At 63.0% G+C, this 14,770-nt stretch carries 18 protein-coding genes and 1 tRNA gene; 6 read left to right on the top strand and 13 right to left on the bottom strand.

All coding sequences use genetic code 11. The annotated features are described in order from the left end of the window. Positions 1-26: 26 nt before the first annotated feature. A complete protein-coding gene (locus ACN9MW_RS01190; protein ID WP_426166779.1) occupies positions 27-689 on the top strand; it encodes a uracil-DNA glycosylase in 663 nt (220 codons plus the stop codon). On the opposite strand, the gene ACN9MW_RS01185 is transcribed toward ACN9MW_RS01190, so the two are convergent. Both ACN9MW_RS01185 and ACN9MW_RS01180 read right to left on the bottom strand, forming a co-directional pair. Further along, the gene (locus ACN9MW_RS01185; RefSeq protein WP_426166777.1) at positions 676-1,401 is read right to left on the bottom strand and encodes an alpha/beta hydrolase; all 726 of its coding nucleotides are present in this window, start codon (positions 1,399-1,401) and stop codon (positions 676-678) included. The two genes, ACN9MW_RS01190 and ACN9MW_RS01185, sit on opposite strands and share 14 nt — an antisense overlap. Further along, positions 1,398-1,655, bottom strand: a complete 258-nt coding sequence (locus ACN9MW_RS01180; protein ID WP_426166775.1) for a DUF6966 domain-containing protein — start codon at positions 1,653-1,655, stop codon at positions 1,398-1,400. The genes ACN9MW_RS01185 and ACN9MW_RS01180 overlap by 4 nt, the downstream gene beginning before the upstream one ends. 152 nt (positions 1,656-1,807) lie before the next feature. Here ACN9MW_RS01180 and ACN9MW_RS01175 point away from each other — a divergent pair, with 152 nt between their 5' ends. Then, a complete protein-coding gene (locus tag ACN9MW_RS01175) occupies positions 1,808-2,224 on the top strand; it encodes a PaaI family thioesterase (protein WP_426166773.1) in 417 nt (138 codons plus the stop codon). Between the two features lie 77 nt (positions 2,225-2,301). Beyond that, positions 2,302-2,958, top strand: coding sequence for a hypothetical protein (locus ACN9MW_RS01170; RefSeq protein ID WP_426166771.1), 657 nt, complete (start codon positions 2,302-2,304; stop codon positions 2,956-2,958). 1 nt (position 2,959) lies between these two features. On the opposite strand, the gene ACN9MW_RS01165 is transcribed toward ACN9MW_RS01170, so the two are convergent. Genes ACN9MW_RS01165 through ACN9MW_RS01145 form a run of 5 tightly spaced genes read right to left on the bottom strand, consistent with a single transcriptional unit; the run spans position 2,960 to position 6,432 of the window. Further along, complete coding sequence (locus ACN9MW_RS01165; protein WP_426166769.1) at positions 2,960-3,472, bottom strand: TlpA disulfide reductase family protein; 513 nt, start codon at positions 3,470-3,472, stop codon at positions 2,960-2,962. 9 nt (positions 3,473-3,481) lie between these two features. Then, complete coding sequence (locus ACN9MW_RS01160) at positions 3,482-4,111, bottom strand: BON domain-containing protein (protein ID WP_426166767.1); 630 nt, start codon at positions 4,109-4,111, stop codon at positions 3,482-3,484. Next, entirely contained in the window at positions 4,104-4,700 is a 597-nt protein-coding gene (locus ACN9MW_RS01155) for a phosphoheptose isomerase (RefSeq protein WP_426166765.1), read from the bottom strand. The genes ACN9MW_RS01160 and ACN9MW_RS01155 overlap by 8 nt, the downstream gene beginning before the upstream one ends. A gap of 58 nt (positions 4,701-4,758) precedes the next feature. Beyond that, positions 4,759-5,115, bottom strand: a complete 357-nt coding sequence (locus tag ACN9MW_RS01150; RefSeq protein ID WP_426166763.1) for a YraN family protein — start codon at positions 5,113-5,115, stop codon at positions 4,759-4,761. Positions 5,116-5,124: 9 nt separating this feature from the next. Further along, on the bottom strand, positions 5,125-6,432 hold the full coding sequence (locus ACN9MW_RS01145; protein ID WP_426166761.1) for a penicillin-binding protein activator: 1,308 nt from the start codon (positions 6,430-6,432) through the stop codon (positions 5,125-5,127). Positions 6,433-6,442: 10 nt separating this feature from the next. Between ACN9MW_RS01145 and rsmI the strand changes: the two genes are divergently transcribed. Next, positions 6,443-7,345 (top strand): 16S rRNA (cytidine(1402)-2'-O)-methyltransferase, encoded by a 903-nt coding sequence (gene rsmI / locus ACN9MW_RS01140; protein ID WP_426166759.1) that lies wholly within the window; start codon positions 6,443-6,445, stop codon positions 7,343-7,345. 29 nt (positions 7,346-7,374) lie between these two features. On the opposite strand, the gene ACN9MW_RS01135 is transcribed toward rsmI, so the two are convergent. Beyond that, entirely contained in the window at positions 7,375-7,935 is a 561-nt protein-coding gene (locus ACN9MW_RS01135; protein WP_426166757.1) for a hypothetical protein, read from the bottom strand. Positions 7,936-8,003: 68 nt separating this feature from the next. On the opposite strand from ACN9MW_RS01135, the gene ACN9MW_RS01130 reads away from it, so the two are divergent. Continuing rightward, positions 8,004-8,080, top strand: a tRNA-Pro gene (locus tag ACN9MW_RS01130). A 62-nt stretch (positions 8,081-8,142) separates the two neighbouring features. Then, positions 8,143-8,844 (top strand): CPCC family cysteine-rich protein, encoded by a 702-nt coding sequence (locus tag ACN9MW_RS01125; protein ID WP_426166755.1) that lies wholly within the window; start codon positions 8,143-8,145, stop codon positions 8,842-8,844. Between the two features lie 186 nt (positions 8,845-9,030). Here ACN9MW_RS01125 and ACN9MW_RS01120 read toward each other — a convergent pair whose 3' ends face one another. The 5 genes from ACN9MW_RS01120 to bioD are packed head-to-tail and all read right to left on the bottom strand — an operon-like array spanning position 9,031 to position 14,769. Further along, positions 9,031-9,939, bottom strand: a complete 909-nt coding sequence (locus ACN9MW_RS01120; protein ID WP_426166753.1) for a hydroxymethylglutaryl-CoA lyase — start codon at positions 9,937-9,939, stop codon at positions 9,031-9,033. Position 9,940: 1 nt separating this feature from the next. Beyond that, complete coding sequence (locus ACN9MW_RS01115; RefSeq protein WP_426166751.1) at positions 9,941-10,876, bottom strand: 2-hydroxyacid dehydrogenase; 936 nt, start codon at positions 10,874-10,876, stop codon at positions 9,941-9,943. 10 nt (positions 10,877-10,886) lie between these two features. After that, the gene (locus ACN9MW_RS01110; protein ID WP_426166749.1) at positions 10,887-12,917 is read right to left on the bottom strand and encodes an acetyl/propionyl/methylcrotonyl-CoA carboxylase subunit alpha; all 2,031 of its coding nucleotides are present in this window, start codon (positions 12,915-12,917) and stop codon (positions 10,887-10,889) included. A 31-nt stretch (positions 12,918-12,948) separates the two neighbouring features. After that, entirely contained in the window at positions 12,949-13,989 is a 1,041-nt protein-coding gene (gene bioB, locus ACN9MW_RS01105) for a biotin synthase BioB (protein ID WP_130316548.1), read from the bottom strand. Positions 13,990-14,001: 12 nt separating this feature from the next. Beyond that, positions 14,002-14,769, bottom strand: a complete 768-nt coding sequence (bioD, locus tag ACN9MW_RS01100; RefSeq protein ID WP_426166747.1) for a dethiobiotin synthase — start codon at positions 14,767-14,769, stop codon at positions 14,002-14,004. Between the last annotated feature and the right edge of the window lies 1 nt (position 14,770).

Here is a 14,770-nt window from a genome sequence, read left to right as displayed (position 1 = left end):
CTGCCGCAGGATGATAAGATTTCGATATGACCGTCCGCATTGAACCAAGCTGGAAAGCCCAACTGGAAGAAGAATTCGCGCAGCCTTACTGGCAATCGCTAACCAGTTTCGTACGTACCGAATACGCCGAGCGCCAATGCTTCCCCGCCGGCCGCAATATTTTCCGCGCATTCGACCTGACGCCGTTCGACGACGTGAAAGTGGTGATCCTCGGCCAGGACCCTTACCACACGCCCGGCGCCGCCATGGGCTTCTGCTTCTCCGTCCCCGACGGCAATCGCCCGCAACCGAGCCTGCAGAACATCTTCCAGGAACTGCAAACCGACCTGGGTGTGGCGCGCCAGCGCACCGACTTGTCCGACTGGGCTGGCCAAGGCGTGTTCCTCTTGAACTGCGTGCTGACAGTGCGCGCCCGCGAAGCAGGCTCGCACGCCGGCAAGGGCTGGGAAAATTTCACCGACAGCGCCATCAAGCGCCTGTCGGCCGGCCGCGACGGCCTGGTCTTCATCCTGTGGGGCAGCTATGCCATCGCCAAGCGCGCCCTGATCGACCCGCGCAAGCACCTGGTCATCACCTCGCCCCACCCTTCGCCCTTCTCAGCGCATAAGGGTTTCTTCGGCAGCCGCCCCTTCTCGCGCGCCAACGCTTACCTGGCGCAGCAAGGCAAAGACCCCATCAACTGGGCTTGAGAGCAGCAAGCAGCGCTTGCACGACGACCGCCTGCTGCGCCTCCCGGCTGATCGCCGCCTCGCCATCGAGCAACTGGTGGCCGTAATGTCCAAACTGCGAATGGTTGCCGCCCTTGATTTCCACCCAGCGCGTTTGCGCCGGCAGCAGCGGCTTGTTATGCATCACGTCGCCGATGCGCGCCACGCCATCGTTGGACGCAAAGACCTTCGTAACGGGAAAAGGCAGTTTGGAGAGATCCTCCTGCTTGGGATGGGTGGTGCCAACCAGGACCAGCGCGGCCGGGAGCGCCGGCTCCTGGTAGGCCAGCCGGGCCGCCAGCGCGGCGCCCAGCGAATGGCCGGAGATAGTCCAGCGCCGGACATCGGCATGGGCCGCCATGGCCCGATGCGCCCTCGCCAAAGCCTCATCCTTGCTGCTGTCGAGCGGGGCGAAGCGCAACGGCAGCTTGATGATCACAACGGGATAGCCGGCATCGGCAACCTGGCGCAGCATCGGGACATAGGCCTCCGCCGCGACGCCCGAGCCGCAAAAGAATAGCAATCCAGACGTGGCGCCCGAAGCGCGCGGCGGGAGGCTAAGGGATTCTTCGGCATCGACGCTGCCGCGCAGCAGCGCCGGATCGACGCCGCGCGTCCGGAACGAGTTGGCCAGCCAGCCCGTCGAAACCAGGGCCCAGGCCAGGAACAGCAGGCGGACAGTCCTGCGCTTCAATGCGTGGTGTGCTTGCCGTAGCAGAGGGTGTAGAGCTGGGTGCGCAGTTCGCTGAATTCTTCATCAAGCTGAAGATCGCTGATCGAGCCGGCGCCGCCGAAATAATGCAGGATCTCGCCCTTGGCGGCCGAGCAATCGAAGGCGCTCAGCGTGCGGGCGCGGTGCAGCAGGCGGGCCCAATCTTCCTGGTGGCCCTGCGTCAGCTTCACTTCCATGCGCTGCACGATGGCAGACAGTTGCTCTCGTTCGTTCATAGGTCATTCTCCGTAAGTTAATCGGTTGAATCCACCTTTTGAGCTTCTGGTCTTGCCTGCAGACCGGGCCCTTGTGGGGCAGGTCGCGCATGCGTAAGCATACCCTGTTTCCGGCTGCTATGATCCTTTATCTGTAAACGGAGACAAGCCTGATGAAGTTCGACCTCGAAAAACTCAACCAACTCACTCACAACAACCTGACCGGCCACCTTGGCGTGCGCGTCACCGGCGCCGCGGAAGGCGAATTGCAGGCGGAAATCGACATCGTCCAGCACCATCTTGCGCCGAACGGCTACCTGCATGCCGGCACGGTCGTCACCCTGGCCGACACAGCCTGCGGCTTCGGCTGCATCGCCAACCTGCCGGAAGGCGCCCAGAATTTCACCACGATCGAACTGAAGGCGAACCACCTCGGCACCGCGCGCGAAGGTACGATCGCCGTCTCCGCCCGCATGGTGCACGACGGCCGCACCACGCAGGTGTGGGATGCAACGGTGACCAACAAGGCGACCGGCAAAGCCATCGCCCTGTTCCGCTGCACGCAGATGATCCTCTACCCCAAAGCGTGATGTGACAATTCGAGAGAATGGCCCGGCTGGCGCTGCCTAAACTGAAATCTCACGGACCAAAACCCAGGGAGGCAGTCATGGCATGGATTCCGGCCAAATACAGCGATGTCAGGGCGCAAATGAAAGCTGGCGATGTCATTGCGTTTTCCGGCAAGGGCGATTTTTCGGAAGTGATCAAGTGGGCGACGAGGGCGCCCGTTTCGCACGTGGGCGTCATCCTGCAGACCAAGCTGCTGATCGACCTGGATGAACAACCCGGGATGTTCAACCAGGTGATCGAATCCACGACGCTGAATGGCTTTTCCGGCGTTTCCATCAGCCGGCTCAGCGACCGGGTCGAAACCTATGACGGCGAGATCTGGTGGCTTCCCATCGAAAAAGGATTGTGGGACAAGATGAACAAGAAGGCCTTTTACGACTTCCTCATCCACCAGAACCACAAGCCCTACGACATGCCGCAGGCGATCAAATCCGCCCTCGATGCCTTCGACAGCATCCCGGTTGCGGAAAAGCTCACGCATAACAAGGAAGACTTCGCGCGCTTCTTCTGCTCCGAGCTGGTCACCGGCAGCCTGGAGGCAGCCGGCGCGATTTCCTCCATCAATGCATCGGAAGTGACGCCGATCGACCTGTGCTCATTCCGCCTGTATGAGAGCGACTATTACCAGCTGAAAGGCGGGAAGAAGGAGATCCGGGCCTACAACTCGCTGGACCCCAGCGGCTGGGGCGAGTAATTCAACCCTTCAGGGCTTTTTCGAGCAGCGCGTGGAGGGCCGGGAATTCCGGCTTGCCCACATAGCGCTTGATGATGTTGCCGTCCTTGTCGATGACGAAGGTCGTCGGCGTCATGGAGACGTCGCCATAGGCCTTGGCGGCGTCGCCGGTCACGTCCAGCGCCACTTTAAAAGGCAGTTGGCGGGTTTCGGTGAAGTTGACCACGTAGTTGGGCGCGTCGTACTTCATCGCCACGGCGACGAATTCCAGGCCTTGGCCCTTGTACTTGTTGTACGTTTCGACCATTTCGGGCATCTCGGCCACGCAGGTGGTGCACGAGGTGGCCCAGAAATTCACCATCACCACTTTGCCTTTCAGGCTCTCGGGCGTGATCTTTTCCCCTTTGATGCCGAGGAAGGTCACCGCAGGCGCGGATTGGCGCTTGTTCAGCGACTGGTATGTCGTGAAGCCGATGCCGGCAATGACGGCAAGCGCAATTGCCGGTTTAACCCATGCCCTGGAGCCCGTACTCATGATAGTTCTTTAGCCTTGGGAAGCCTGCTGGGACGGCTGGTACTGCTTGACGTCTTCATCGGTGATGTACTCGAACACTTTAATGACCTTGGTCACGCCGGCCACGCCGCGCGCGATGTCGGCCGCCTGCGCGCCTTCACGCTGGGTCACGCGGCCCATCAGGAACACGGCGCCCTTCTCGGTGACGACCTTGAAGGAATTGGCCGAGATATCCTTGGCATCGGCCAGGCTCAGTTTGACCTTGGAGGTGATCAGCGCATCGTTGGAACGCGAGGTGTAGCTGGAGGAGAAGCCTACTTCCAGTTCATTGGTCACGTTCTGCACGCCGTCGATGGCGCGCACTTCGCGCTCCACCTTGGCCTTGGTCTCGTCGTCAGGCACTTCTCCGGTCAGCAGCACGCGGCGGTTAAAGCTGTTCACGTTGACGTGGGCGCTCTTGCCGGCGATGTTAGGCATCTTCACCTCGGCCTTGACCACGATCGACTTGTCCTCGGTCTGCGCGCCCAGTGTGCGGCGATCCGACGCCGCCAGGGTGCCGGCAACCGCGCCGCCGACCAGGATTGGGGCGCAAGCGGACAGGGTGGTGCTCGCCAGGACCGCGGCCATCACGGCCAGCGAAAGTGGACGGGCTTTATTCATTTACATCTCCTCCGAACAGTGCAACGTCGATGCCGTCGCACATGCAGTGAATGGTCAACAGGTGGATTTCCTGGATACGGGCGGTGCGATCGGCCGGTACGCAGATATGCACGTCGGCATCGGTCAGCATCTTGCCGATCGCGCCGCCGCCCTTGCCGGTCAGTGCCACTACGCGCATCTCGCGCTCCAGCGCCGCTTCGATTGCCGCCATCACGTTGGCCGAATTGCCCGATGTGGAAATCGCCAGCAGGATGTCGCCAGCCTGGCCATACGCCTGCACCTGCTTGGAGAAGATCTCGCGGTAGCTGTAGTCGTTGGCCACGGCGGTCAGGATCGAGGTGTCGGTTGCCAGCGAAATTGCCGGCAGCGGGAAGCGTTCACGCTCGAAACGGCCCACCAGTTCCGCGGCGAAGTGCTGGGCGTCAGCCGCCGAGCCGCCATTGCCGCAGGCCAGGATCTTGTTGCCGTTTGAGAGGGCAGAGAACATCAGTTCCACCGCCTGCGCGATAGGCTGCGCCAGGACGGTTGCGGACTGGATCTTGAGTTCGGCACTTTCGTGGAAGTGCGAGAGGATGCGTTGATTGGTCATAGTGTGCGTAATTATAGTGCAGTGGCTTGGCGGGCCTCACAAGCGCTGATAAAAATGCTTACATTTGATCAATGATAGCGTTGCGCAGCCAATGAATGTGTTCGCCGTCGATGGCCACCACGTCGATGCGGCATGGTGGCATTTTGGCAAAACGCAGCAGGTAAAACTTGGCAGCGCGCAGCACGCGGCGCTGCTTGGCGGGGGAAATGCTGGCGGCGGCGCCGCCAAAACGGGGATTATTGCGCTCCCGGACCTCGACGAACACCAGGTGCTCGCCATCGCGCATGACCAGGTCCAGCTCCCCCATCTTGCACAGGAAATTGCGCTCCACCAGCGTCAGCCCCTGCTGCTGCAGGAAAGCCAGGGCGCGCTCTTCGCCGCCCCGGCCGATTTCCTGCAGTTCGGTGCGGGGCATGCGTTTTCCTTACTGGGCGACCGGTACCGGCACGCCGTTGTGGTACTCGGCCGGCACCTCGAGCCGCTCGAACCAGGACGGCCCGTTGCCGAAATCGATGGTCAGCTGGCCGGTCACGCCATCAAGCTGGAAGCGGCGCTGCGGCTGGATGGCAATTTCGCGGGCGATGCGGAAGGCATCGATCCCCAGCGCATACACGCGCTCCATGTCGGCGCTGATGCGCGCTTCGTCGCGCGGCACCGGCTGAGGATAGGTCATCACCGCTGGATGGTCACGCTGCACCAGCCATGGCAGGTCGAGTAGCCGCACGCCGTCCAGTTCAGGACCGGCGCGGTACATGGTGCGGCCAGGATTCAGGGAAGAAGTGCCATACAAGGGGAGCTCGCCCAGCGGCGGCGCCGACAACGCGATCTTGAGCTGGCGCAGCTGGTCCGGGTCCAGCGCCGCGAACAGCACGCCGGCCGGCTCGCTTTGCAGGCGGCCGCGCAAGGCCACCAGTTCCGAGTCTTGCAGGTAGCCGTTGAGTGGAGTCAGGTCAACGTTGCGCGGGCGCAGGCCCAGGCGCTGCAATTGCGCGCTCATGGCGCCGGCAATGCGCTTCTGCCAGGATGAGTTGCCGGAAATGACCAGCGCCCTGGCGGAAGGATTTTCGCGCGCGCCCCACTCGGCCACCTGGCGTGCCTCATCCTCGATGGACAGGCCGATCGTCAGCATTTGCGGCGGAACCTGGGGATCGCCGCGCAACTCGGGGTGGTTCAGCGCGATGGTCGGCTTTTCCACCAGCGGGCCGGCAGCAATGGCGGTCACGGCGGAACGGGCCAGCGGGCCGACCACCATATCGTTCTTTTCCTGGGCCGTGACGTAAGCAGACAGCACTTCCTGCGGCGAATCGCCGGTTTCCACAACATTGACTTCAAAGCCGTGGCTGTCGCGCTCCAGCGCCGCCATGAAACCGGCGCGCAAGGCATCGGCAGCACGGCCCAGGGACTCCGAGCGCAGCGGCAGCAGCAGGGCAATGCGGTAAGCGCGCTTGCCATCGGCATTTTCTGCCGGCCGAGGGACGACCTGCATGAAGCTCGGCGGCCGCGCCGCATCTTCCGGCGACGGCACGGCGAAGGTTTCGACCACGACCTCCGGTTCAGGCGGCGGCGCCGGCGGTTTTGGCCGCGGCGCCTTGGCAACGGCAGGCGGCGCACTTGTCACCGAAGTGATTGGCGCGCACAATCCCCCGGGCGCGTCGCACGGCGTGCTACAAGCGCTGGCCAGCATGGCCGTGGCAACGCCAAGTATCAGCGTTTTGATATTTTTAGACAGCATCCTTCCCCCAATGACAGCACAAGATTCCAGCTCTCTCGCCAGTTTACCAATCCTCGGCGAGACCGCCCACCAAAATTATCCTACGGCAACTTTATACGTGGTGGCCACACCAATTGGCAACGTGACTGACATTAGCCTGCGTGCTTTACATGTGCTGTCGCTGGTCGACGCTGTTGCGTGTGAAGATACGCGCAACACGGCCCAGCTGATGAATCGCTTCGGCCTGCACAAGCCCTTGATTGCAGCTCATATGCACAACGAGCGTCAAGCGGCCGAAGGCCTGATCGGCCGCCTGCAGGCTGGCGAACGCATTGCCCTGGTGTCCGACGCCGGCACGCCCGCCGTTTCCGACCCCGGCGCCCGCATCGTGGACGCCGTGCGCGCCGCCGGCCTGCGCGTGATTCCTTTGCCGGGCGCCTCGGCCGCCGTGGCTGCGTTGTCGGCCAGCGGCCTGGTCAACGACCAATTCCACTTTGTTGGCTTTTTGCCATCGAAGGCCAAGCAGCGCGAGACCGTGCTGCAAGGGCTGGTGTCCGCGCCGGCGACGCTGGTGTTCTACGAAGCCCCGCACCGGATTGTCGAGTGTGCCCAGGCGCTGTGCGACGCCTTCGGCGCCGAGCGCCAGGTCGTCTTCGCCCGCGAAGTCACCAAGCTGTTCGAGCAGATCCACCGCTGCCCGCTGGGCGAAGCGGTCAGCTGGCTGAAAACCGACGCCAACCATGAAAAAGGGGAATTCGTGGTCCTGGTCGAAGGCGCCCCGCCAGCCGAAGAAGGCCACGACGCCGAAACCGACCGCATCCTGGCAATCCTGCTCGCCGAGTTGCCGGTTAAACAAGCAGCCGCCCTCGCCGCCCAGATCACCGGCAAAAAGAAGAACGCCCTCTACGACCGCGCGCTCGAGCTCAAGCAGTAAAAATAAATGGGGTACGTCCCCATTGATTTTTACCATTTGCAGCCGCTGTCTTTCTTATCCATCATCAGGTAGAGCGGGGCGAGCAGGCCGCCGGGGATGCCGTCCTTGCAATTGGGCCGGGCGGCGTTCTGGATTTGCCGGGCCAGCTTCTCGTCCCGGGTTTCGCGCATCTTGAGCGGGGCACTTTCCAGCTCGCCTGCGATGTCGCGCGCGGCGGCTTTCGCGGTTTCGCGGTCGAAGTGCGGCGCTGCCCCCGGCTCGGCGGGACTCAGCACCAGCGTGGATGTGCGGGCTGGCTGGATTGCCAGCTCGGATTCTTCCTTGACAGCGTTCTTGCGCGGCTCTGCACGACGCGGCTGGCGGCGCGGCTCGGCGGCTGCAACGCGCTCCGGTTTGCTCTGCGCCTCCGGCTTCGGTTCCGGTGGCTCAGGTGGCGCAACTATCCTTACTTCCACCTTCGTCAGCCAGGTGCGGGAGTCAGCCACATTGCGCGGTTCGGGCAGCCGCACAAAGATCACCGCTGCCAGGTGCAGTAGCAAAGAAATAACGATACCGGCCACTATACGCCATCTCGGCGTTCGATAAGGCATCAAAATTCTCCAACTTTTAAATCTGGGGGTTGACGGCCCCCTGCCCAGCTTGTATTATCTTGCTTCTTCGGAGTGTAGCGCAGCCCGGTAGCGCATCTGCTTTGGGAGCAGAGGGTCCAAGGTTCGAATCCTTGTACTCCGACCAAGTTTCAGAAAAAAGACCTGCATTCGTGCAGGTCTTTTTTTTTCTGCATTAGGATCAGAGCCATGTACACCTGCCCTTGCTGCGGATACGCCACCTTCGCCGGCGCGCCCGGCTCACTTGCAGCGTGCCCTGTCTGCGACTGGCACGACGACCTGCCGCAACTCTACTCCCCCTTCCTGGCAAGCGGCGCAAATGTGTACAGCCTGGCTGAAGCTCAAGTGCGATACGTGCAGTTCGGCGGCGCCACGACAGGCGCTGAACATGTTCGCGATCCGCACTGGTTCCCGTTGTGGCAGCAAAAGACCGATATCCCGGATGGACCGGCGCCGGAAAGCGCTACGACTTACGACTTGTACTACTGGCTGCGCACCCCGCGCGCTTCCGTGCCCGAGCAACCAGTCGGCCTGCGCCGCGTGCGCAACCGCATCATTGAATACCTGGAACTGGCCAGCTCTTTCGACGCACAACGCCAACTGCAAGCTTCCGCGCCGGCCATGTCGGCGGCGGACGAAGTCTTGAATCAATGGGAGGATTGGGTAACGCCAGACTGGAAGACGCATTTCACTGAACCGGTCTTCTCGGCGGAGGAGCGCAACGGCATCGCGCAGTTCGCGCGCACGTGGAGTGATATCGCGGCTGGAGCGCCGCATCCCCTGCCGCGGCTTGAAGCCTTGTTCGCAACGCCCAACTGGCAAGCGCTGCAGCGCGCAGCGGCCGCACTGCGGGAAGTGTTCCTGCAACGCGGCCGTTCGGATGAAAGCTGACCTATCTTCCCGGCAATTTCGCATAAGCTGCCTCGCAAGCAGCCTCGAGTACCTTCCGGCTTTGCTTGATCTCGGCGGCAACCTTGGCATTTGCTTCCTGCGGGGACACTGCGGCATGCGCAGGTGCGATGCCGGCGCCAAAAGCCATGCAGAGACCCCAAATCTTCAAGAGCCTGGCCATGCGCCTTACCCTGCGCGCTTGGCGGCAATGGCATTGCCCGCGCGGCTGGCGGCCTTGCGGCCCAGGAAGCTGGAGATGAACTGGCCGGCGTCGACCACCTTGTCCAGGTCCACGCCGGTCTCGATGCCGAGCCCATTCATCATGTAGATCACGTCCTCGGTGGCGACGTTGCCGGTAGCGCCCTTGGCATAGGGGCAGCCGCCCAGGCCGGATACGGAGGAGTGGAAAATCTCGATCCCCAGTTCCATCGAGGCGTAGATGTTCGCCAGCGCCTGGCCGTAGGTATCGTGGAAGTGGCCGGCCAGCGATTCGGCGCGGAACTCCTTGATCGCGCGCTCCATCACCGCCAGGGTCTTGCGCGGAGTCGACACGCCGATAGTGTCGGCAATATCGATCTCGTCGCAACCCAGGTCGCGCATGCGGCCCACAACATAGGCCACGGAATCCAGCGGCACCTCGCCCTGGTATGGGCAGCCAAACGCCGTGCTGACCGAGGCGCGCAGGCGCAGGCCGGCATCCTTGGCCGCTTTGGCGACCGGTACGAAGCGTTCGATCGATTCTGCGATCGAGCAGTTGATGTTCTTCTGCGAGAATGCTTCAGACGCTGCGCCGAAAATCACGACTTCATTGGTGCCCGCCGCCAGCGCGGCTTCAAAGCCCTGCATATTCGGCGTCAGCGCGGAGTAGATCACGCCCGGCTTGCGGGTGATGCCCGCCATGACTTCTTTCGAAGTCGCCATCTGCGGCACCCACTTCGGCGACACGAAGGATGCCGCTTCGATATTCGGGAAGCCTGCTTCCGTCAGGCGGTTCACCAGCTCGATCTTCACCTCGGCCGGGACGTCGCCCTTTTCATTCTGCAGCCCGTCGCGCGGGCCCACTTCAACAATCTTGACCTTCTTTGGCAAACTCATTTCAGTATCCCTTTGTGCGATTGATGACATCGGCGACCTCTTCGCCGCGTGCGTGCTGGCGCATCTTGCCGGCCATCTGCTCCACGCTTTCGCGGCGCAACGTCAGCGCGGAAATATGCGGCGTGATCGTAATGCGCGGCTCCTGCCAGAACGGATGCTGCGCCGGCAGCGGCTCGTTGCGGAACACGTCCAGCATGGCGCCCGCGATATGGCCGGACTTGATCAGCGATAGCAGGTCCGGTTCGGAAATATGCGCACCGCGCCCAACGTTGATGAGGTAGGCGCCCTGCGGCAGCTTCATCATGTTCGCGCGGTTGAGGATGTGGGTGGTCTCTTCCGTCAGCGGCAGCATGCACACCACCACGCGCGACGAGCCGAGGAAAGCGTCCAGCCCCTCATCGCCATGGAAGGATTCAACGCCAGCCAGCGATTTTGGCGACCGGCTCCAGGCGCGCAACGGAAACTCGAATGGACGCAAAGCCTCGATCACGCGCGATCCGAGCGCGCCAACGCCCATCACGCCCACCGAAAAATCGGCCTTGTCACGCGCTTCAAGTTGCAGCCAGGCGCCGGCGCGGGCCTGTGCCTCGTATTCGTCGAGCCGGCGGAAATAACGCAGCACGGCGTGCGTGACGTACTCCGCCATTTGGATGCCCATGCCCGCGTCATTCAGGCGCACGATCGGAATGTGCGGCGGAATCGCGTGCGAGTACTTCATGATCGCGTCAGCACCTGCGCCAGTCAGGAAAATCGCCTTCACGCGCGCCAGGTCGGCCAGCATGGATTGCGGCGGCGTCCACAGCACTGCGTAGTCACAGGCTGGAAGCTCGCCGATGCCTTCGCGCCATACGACCACTTCGGCCTCCGGCATGAATTCGGCGAAATCCTTGATCCACGGCGCGGTATTGCCATCCGCGCGATAAAGCAGGATGCGCATGCGCCTCTCCTTAAGCGGCGGTCTTGAAGGCCAGCAGCGGCGCGCCGTCTGCCACCTGGTCGCCCACCGCGTACAGGACCTCTTCGACCACGCCGTCATGCGGGGCGGAGATGGTGTGCTCCATCTTCATCGCTTCCATGATGACCAGCGCATCGCCCTTTTTCACTTCCTTGCCTTTTTCAGCCAGCACGGCAACCACCTTGCCCGGCATCGGTGCGGTCAGGCGGCCGCCTTCGGCTTCGGACTCGCCGGCGTGCGCCATCGGGTCGTTATAGTCCAGCACATAGTGGCCGCCGCCGGTGAACACGTGGAATACATCGCCATCGCGGCGCACGGTGCCATGCACCGAGGTTTCGCCTAGCTTGATGCTCAGGTCCACGCCGTCCTGCCTGAACAGCGACAGGTCGACTTCCAGGCCTTTGATCTCGAAGCGCCAGCCGTGCGGCAAATAGGTCAGCATCGGCGCGTACTGCTTGCCATGTTCGTCGCTGAAAGCCAGCTTGCGGGCGTAATGGAAGTTCATACGCCAGCCCAGCGCCTGGCCCCACGGATCGCCTTTGTTGGCGCCCGATTGCGCGGCCGACTTTTCCTTCTCTTCTTCGATCAGCGACACCGCGGCCAGCGCGACGGCAGCAACCGGAATCGAACGCGCCGGAGGGAACAGCGCATCGTGGTTGCGTTCGATCAGGCCGGTATCCAGGTCTGCGTTGGCGAAGGCGTCGCCTTCCACCAGGCGTTTCAGGAAGGCGATATTGGTCGCCAGGCCGACGATCTGGTATTGCGACAGTGCTTGCGCCATGCGGGCCAGCGCCTGCTTGCGGTCTGCGCCCCACACGATCAGCTTCGCGATCATCGGATCGTAGAAAGGCGAAATGGCATCGTTCTCGCGCACGCCGGAATCGATACGCACGGCAGCCGGATGGCCGGGCACGCCCCCCAGCTCGAAGTTGGCCGCGGCTGGCGTTTCCAGGTGGCGCAGCGTGCCGATCGACGGCAGGAAGCCTTTCTCCGGATTCTCGGCATAGATACGCGCTTCGATCGAGTGGCCGTTGATGGTCAGTTCTTCCTGCTTCTTCGGCAGGGTTTCGCCGGCGGCGACGCGGATCTGCCATTCCACCAGGTCGGTGCCGGTGATCATTTCTGTCACCGGGTGCTCAACTTGCAGGCGGGTGTTCATCTCCATGAAGTAGAAGCTGCCGTCCTGGTTGGCGATGAATTCCACCGTACCGGCGCCAACGTAACCCACGGCGCGCGCGGCGGCAACGGCAGCTTCACCCATTGCTGCGCGGCGCTCGGCGCTCATGCCCGGTGCAGGCGCTTCCTCCAGCACTTTCTGGTGGCGGCGCTGTACGGAGCAGTCACGCTCGAACAGGTAGATGCAGTTGCCGTGGGTATCGGCGAACACCTGGATTTCGATGTGGCGCGGACGCTGCAGGTATTTCTCGGCCAGCACCTTGTCGTCGCCGAAGGAGCTGATCGCTTCGCGCTTGCAGGACGCCAGCGCATCCTTGAACGCTTCCGACGATTCGACCACGCGCATGCCCTTGCCGCCGCCGCCGGCCGAAGCCTTCAGCAGCACAGGGTAGCCGATGCGGTCGGCCTGTTCCTGCAGGAAGCCTGCATCCTGATTGTCGCCGTGGTAGCCCGGCACCAGTGGCACATTGGCTTTTTCCATCAGCTGCTTGGCAGCCGACTTCGAGCCCATGGCGCGCATGGCGGAAGCCGGCGGGCCGATGAAGGCCAGGCCCATTTCGGCGCAGGCATCCGCAAACTCGGCGTTCTCGGACAGGAAACCATAGCCCGGGTGGATCGCTTCCGCACCGGTGGCCAACGCCACGGCGATCAGCTTGTCGCCGCACAGGTAGGATTCCTTGGCGGCGGCGGGGCCGATGTTCACCGCTTCGTCGCAGACGGCGACGTGCTTGGCATTGGCGTCCGCGTCCGAATACACGGCGACGGTCTTGATGCCCAGGCGGCGTGCAGTTGCAGCGACGCGGCAAGCGATCTCGCCACGGTTGGCAATCAGGATTTTTTTGAACATGTCTCTCTCTACTCTTTTTTGAATTTTTTTCTTAGCAGCCGCAGGCTTCTTTTTGTACAGAGTCCAGGACGGCGCCGCGGGTCGGCAAGCCCAGTTTTGCCAGCAATGCGCGGTCGTCGTTGGCTTCCGGATTGTCGGTGGTCAGCAGCTTGTCGCCGTAGAAGATCGAGTTGGCGCCGGCCATGAAGCACATGGCCTGCACGGCTTCGCCCAGCTCGCGGCGGCCGGCGGACAGGCGCACGCGCGCTTTCGGCATTGTGATGCGGGCGACGGCGATGGTGCGTACGAATTCCAGCGGGTCCAGCTTGTCCAGGCCGTGCAGCGGAGTGCCTTCCACCTGCACCAGGTGGTTGACCGGTACCGATTCAGGGTATGGATTCAGGTTGGCCAGTTGGGCGATCAGGCCGGCGCGCTGTTCGCGCGTTTCGCCCATGCCCACGATGCCGCCGCAGCAAACCTTCAGGCCGGCGTTGCGCACGTGGCCCAGGGTGTCCAGGCGGTCCTGGTACTGGCGGGTGGAGATCACGTTGTCGTAGAAGTCCGGCGAAGTGTCCAGGTTGTGGTTGTAGTAGTCCAGGCCGGCGTCCTTCAGGCGCTGCGCCTGCTCGGCTTCCAGCATGCCCAGGGTGGCGCAGGTTTCCAGGCCCATCGCCTTGACTTCGCGCACCATGGTTTCGACCTTTTCCATGTCGCGCTCTTTCGGGCTGCGCCATGCGGCGCCCATGCAGAAACGGGTCGCGCCGTTGTCCTTTGCCTGCTTGGCGGCATCCAGCACGGTGTCCAGGTCCAGGATCTTTTTGGCTTCGACGCCGGTGTCGTAGCGTGCGGCCTGCGGGCAGTAGCCGCAATCCTCTTCGCAGCCGCCGGTCTTGATCGAGAGCAGGGTCGCCAGTTCGACGTCGCCGTCCGGCCAGTGGGCGCGGTGGGCTTCCTGTGCGCGGAACATCAACTCGTTGAATGGCAGCTCGTACAGGGCCATCACGTCTTCCAGGGGCCAGGTAGCGGCTTCCGGCAGCTTGATGGCGGCGGTTGGACGGTGCAGTTGGACGGCTTTAGGTTCTTGCAGGGACATGTTCTTCCTCTCTTACGTGGTGCGGCGGCCCGGCCAGTTTGGCAGGGACGTGAAGTTCAGGTATTCGGCAGCAGCGGCGGCAGTCGGCTTTGCCAGTCGCGGGATGCGGCCGAGCAGCGGCGCCGGAATGCGCGCTGCCAGTGCGGCGATATTCTCGTCCGCGAAATTCATTTCAAATTCCAGGGTGTTGGCGACCCAGCCGGCCAGCTTCAGGCCACGTGACTCGATCGCTTCCACGGTCAGCAGCGCGTGGTTGATGCAGCCCAGGCGCAGGCCCACCACCAGCACGACCGGCAGCGCAAGCTGCTGGGCCAGGTCGGCGGTGTCGAAATCGTCGGTCAGCGGCACGCGGAAACCGCCCACGCCTTCCACCACGATGGCGTCCGTTGCGGCAGCGACTTCCACGTAGGCGGCCAGGATCGGCACCGGATCGATTTCAACACCTTCCAGGGCGGCGGCGATATGCGGTGCAGCCGGCTCTTTCAGCATGAAGGGAGTGGTCAGCGCCTGCGGCAAGTGCACATTGCTCGCTTCGATCAGCTGGTCGGCGTCGTCGTTGTGCAACTGGCCGTTCTTCATCACCGCACCGGCGGCGACGGGTTTCATGCCGCAGGCGCGCGCTCCATTGCGCACCAGGGAATACAGCATGGCGGAAGACGTCAGGGTCTTGCCAATTTCGGTGTCGGTGCCTGCCACGAAGCAGGCGAAGCGCGGCGGCAGGCCATCGGCGGCCGCTGCGGCTTGGGGTGCAGGAGCGATGACAGGGTCTTCAAGCGCCATA

Origin of the sequence: Pseudoduganella sp. R-34 (assembly GCF_049904655.1) — a bacterium.
Taxonomy (GTDB): domain Bacteria; phylum Pseudomonadota; class Gammaproteobacteria; order Burkholderiales; family Burkholderiaceae_D; genus Rugamonas.
Note: the sequence above shows the minus strand (reverse complement) of the source record. Positions and strands in the feature narration are given on the sequence as shown.

Coding starts and splice junctions, on each gene's coding strand:
- bioD (WP_426166747.1), bottom strand. CDS start 14,769: ATGGCGCTTGAAGACCCTGTCATCGCTCCTGCACCCCAAGCCGCAGCG.
- rsmI (WP_426166759.1), top strand. CDS start 6,443: ATGACAGCACAAGATTCCAGCTCTCTCGCCAGTTTACCAATCCTCGGC.
- ACN9MW_RS01180 (WP_426166775.1), bottom strand. CDS start 1,655: ATGAACGAACGAGAGCAACTGTCTGCCATCGTGCAGCGCATGGAAGTG.
- ACN9MW_RS01160 (WP_426166767.1), bottom strand. CDS start 4,111: ATGAATAAAGCCCGTCCACTTTCGCTGGCCGTGATGGCCGCGGTCCTG.
- ACN9MW_RS01135 (WP_426166757.1), bottom strand. CDS start 7,935: ATGCCTTATCGAACGCCGAGATGGCGTATAGTGGCCGGTATCGTTATT.
- ACN9MW_RS01125 (WP_426166755.1), top strand. CDS start 8,143: ATGTACACCTGCCCTTGCTGCGGATACGCCACCTTCGCCGGCGCGCCC.
- ACN9MW_RS01155 (WP_426166765.1), bottom strand. CDS start 4,700: ATGACCAATCAACGCATCCTCTCGCACTTCCACGAAAGTGCCGAACTC.
- ACN9MW_RS01120 (WP_426166753.1), bottom strand. CDS start 9,939: ATGAGTTTGCCAAAGAAGGTCAAGATTGTTGAAGTGGGCCCGCGCGAC.
- ACN9MW_RS01175 (WP_426166773.1), top strand. CDS start 1,808: ATGAAGTTCGACCTCGAAAAACTCAACCAACTCACTCACAACAACCTG.
- ACN9MW_RS01115 (WP_426166751.1), bottom strand. CDS start 10,876: ATGCGCATCCTGCTTTATCGCGCGGATGGCAATACCGCGCCGTGGATC.
- ACN9MW_RS01145 (WP_426166761.1), bottom strand. CDS start 6,432: ATGCTGTCTAAAAATATCAAAACGCTGATACTTGGCGTTGCCACGGCC.
- bioB (WP_130316548.1), bottom strand. CDS start 13,989: ATGTCCCTGCAAGAACCTAAAGCCGTCCAACTGCACCGTCCAACCGCC.
- ACN9MW_RS01150 (WP_426166763.1), bottom strand. CDS start 5,115: ATGCCCCGCACCGAACTGCAGGAAATCGGCCGGGGCGGCGAAGAGCGC.
- ACN9MW_RS01165 (WP_426166769.1), bottom strand. CDS start 3,472: ATGAGTACGGGCTCCAGGGCATGGGTTAAACCGGCAATTGCGCTTGCC.
- ACN9MW_RS01170 (WP_426166771.1), top strand. CDS start 2,302: ATGGCATGGATTCCGGCCAAATACAGCGATGTCAGGGCGCAAATGAAA.
- ACN9MW_RS01190 (WP_426166779.1), top strand. CDS start 27: ATGACCGTCCGCATTGAACCAAGCTGGAAAGCCCAACTGGAAGAAGAA.
- ACN9MW_RS01110 (WP_426166749.1), bottom strand. CDS start 12,917: ATGTTCAAAAAAATCCTGATTGCCAACCGTGGCGAGATCGCTTGCCGC.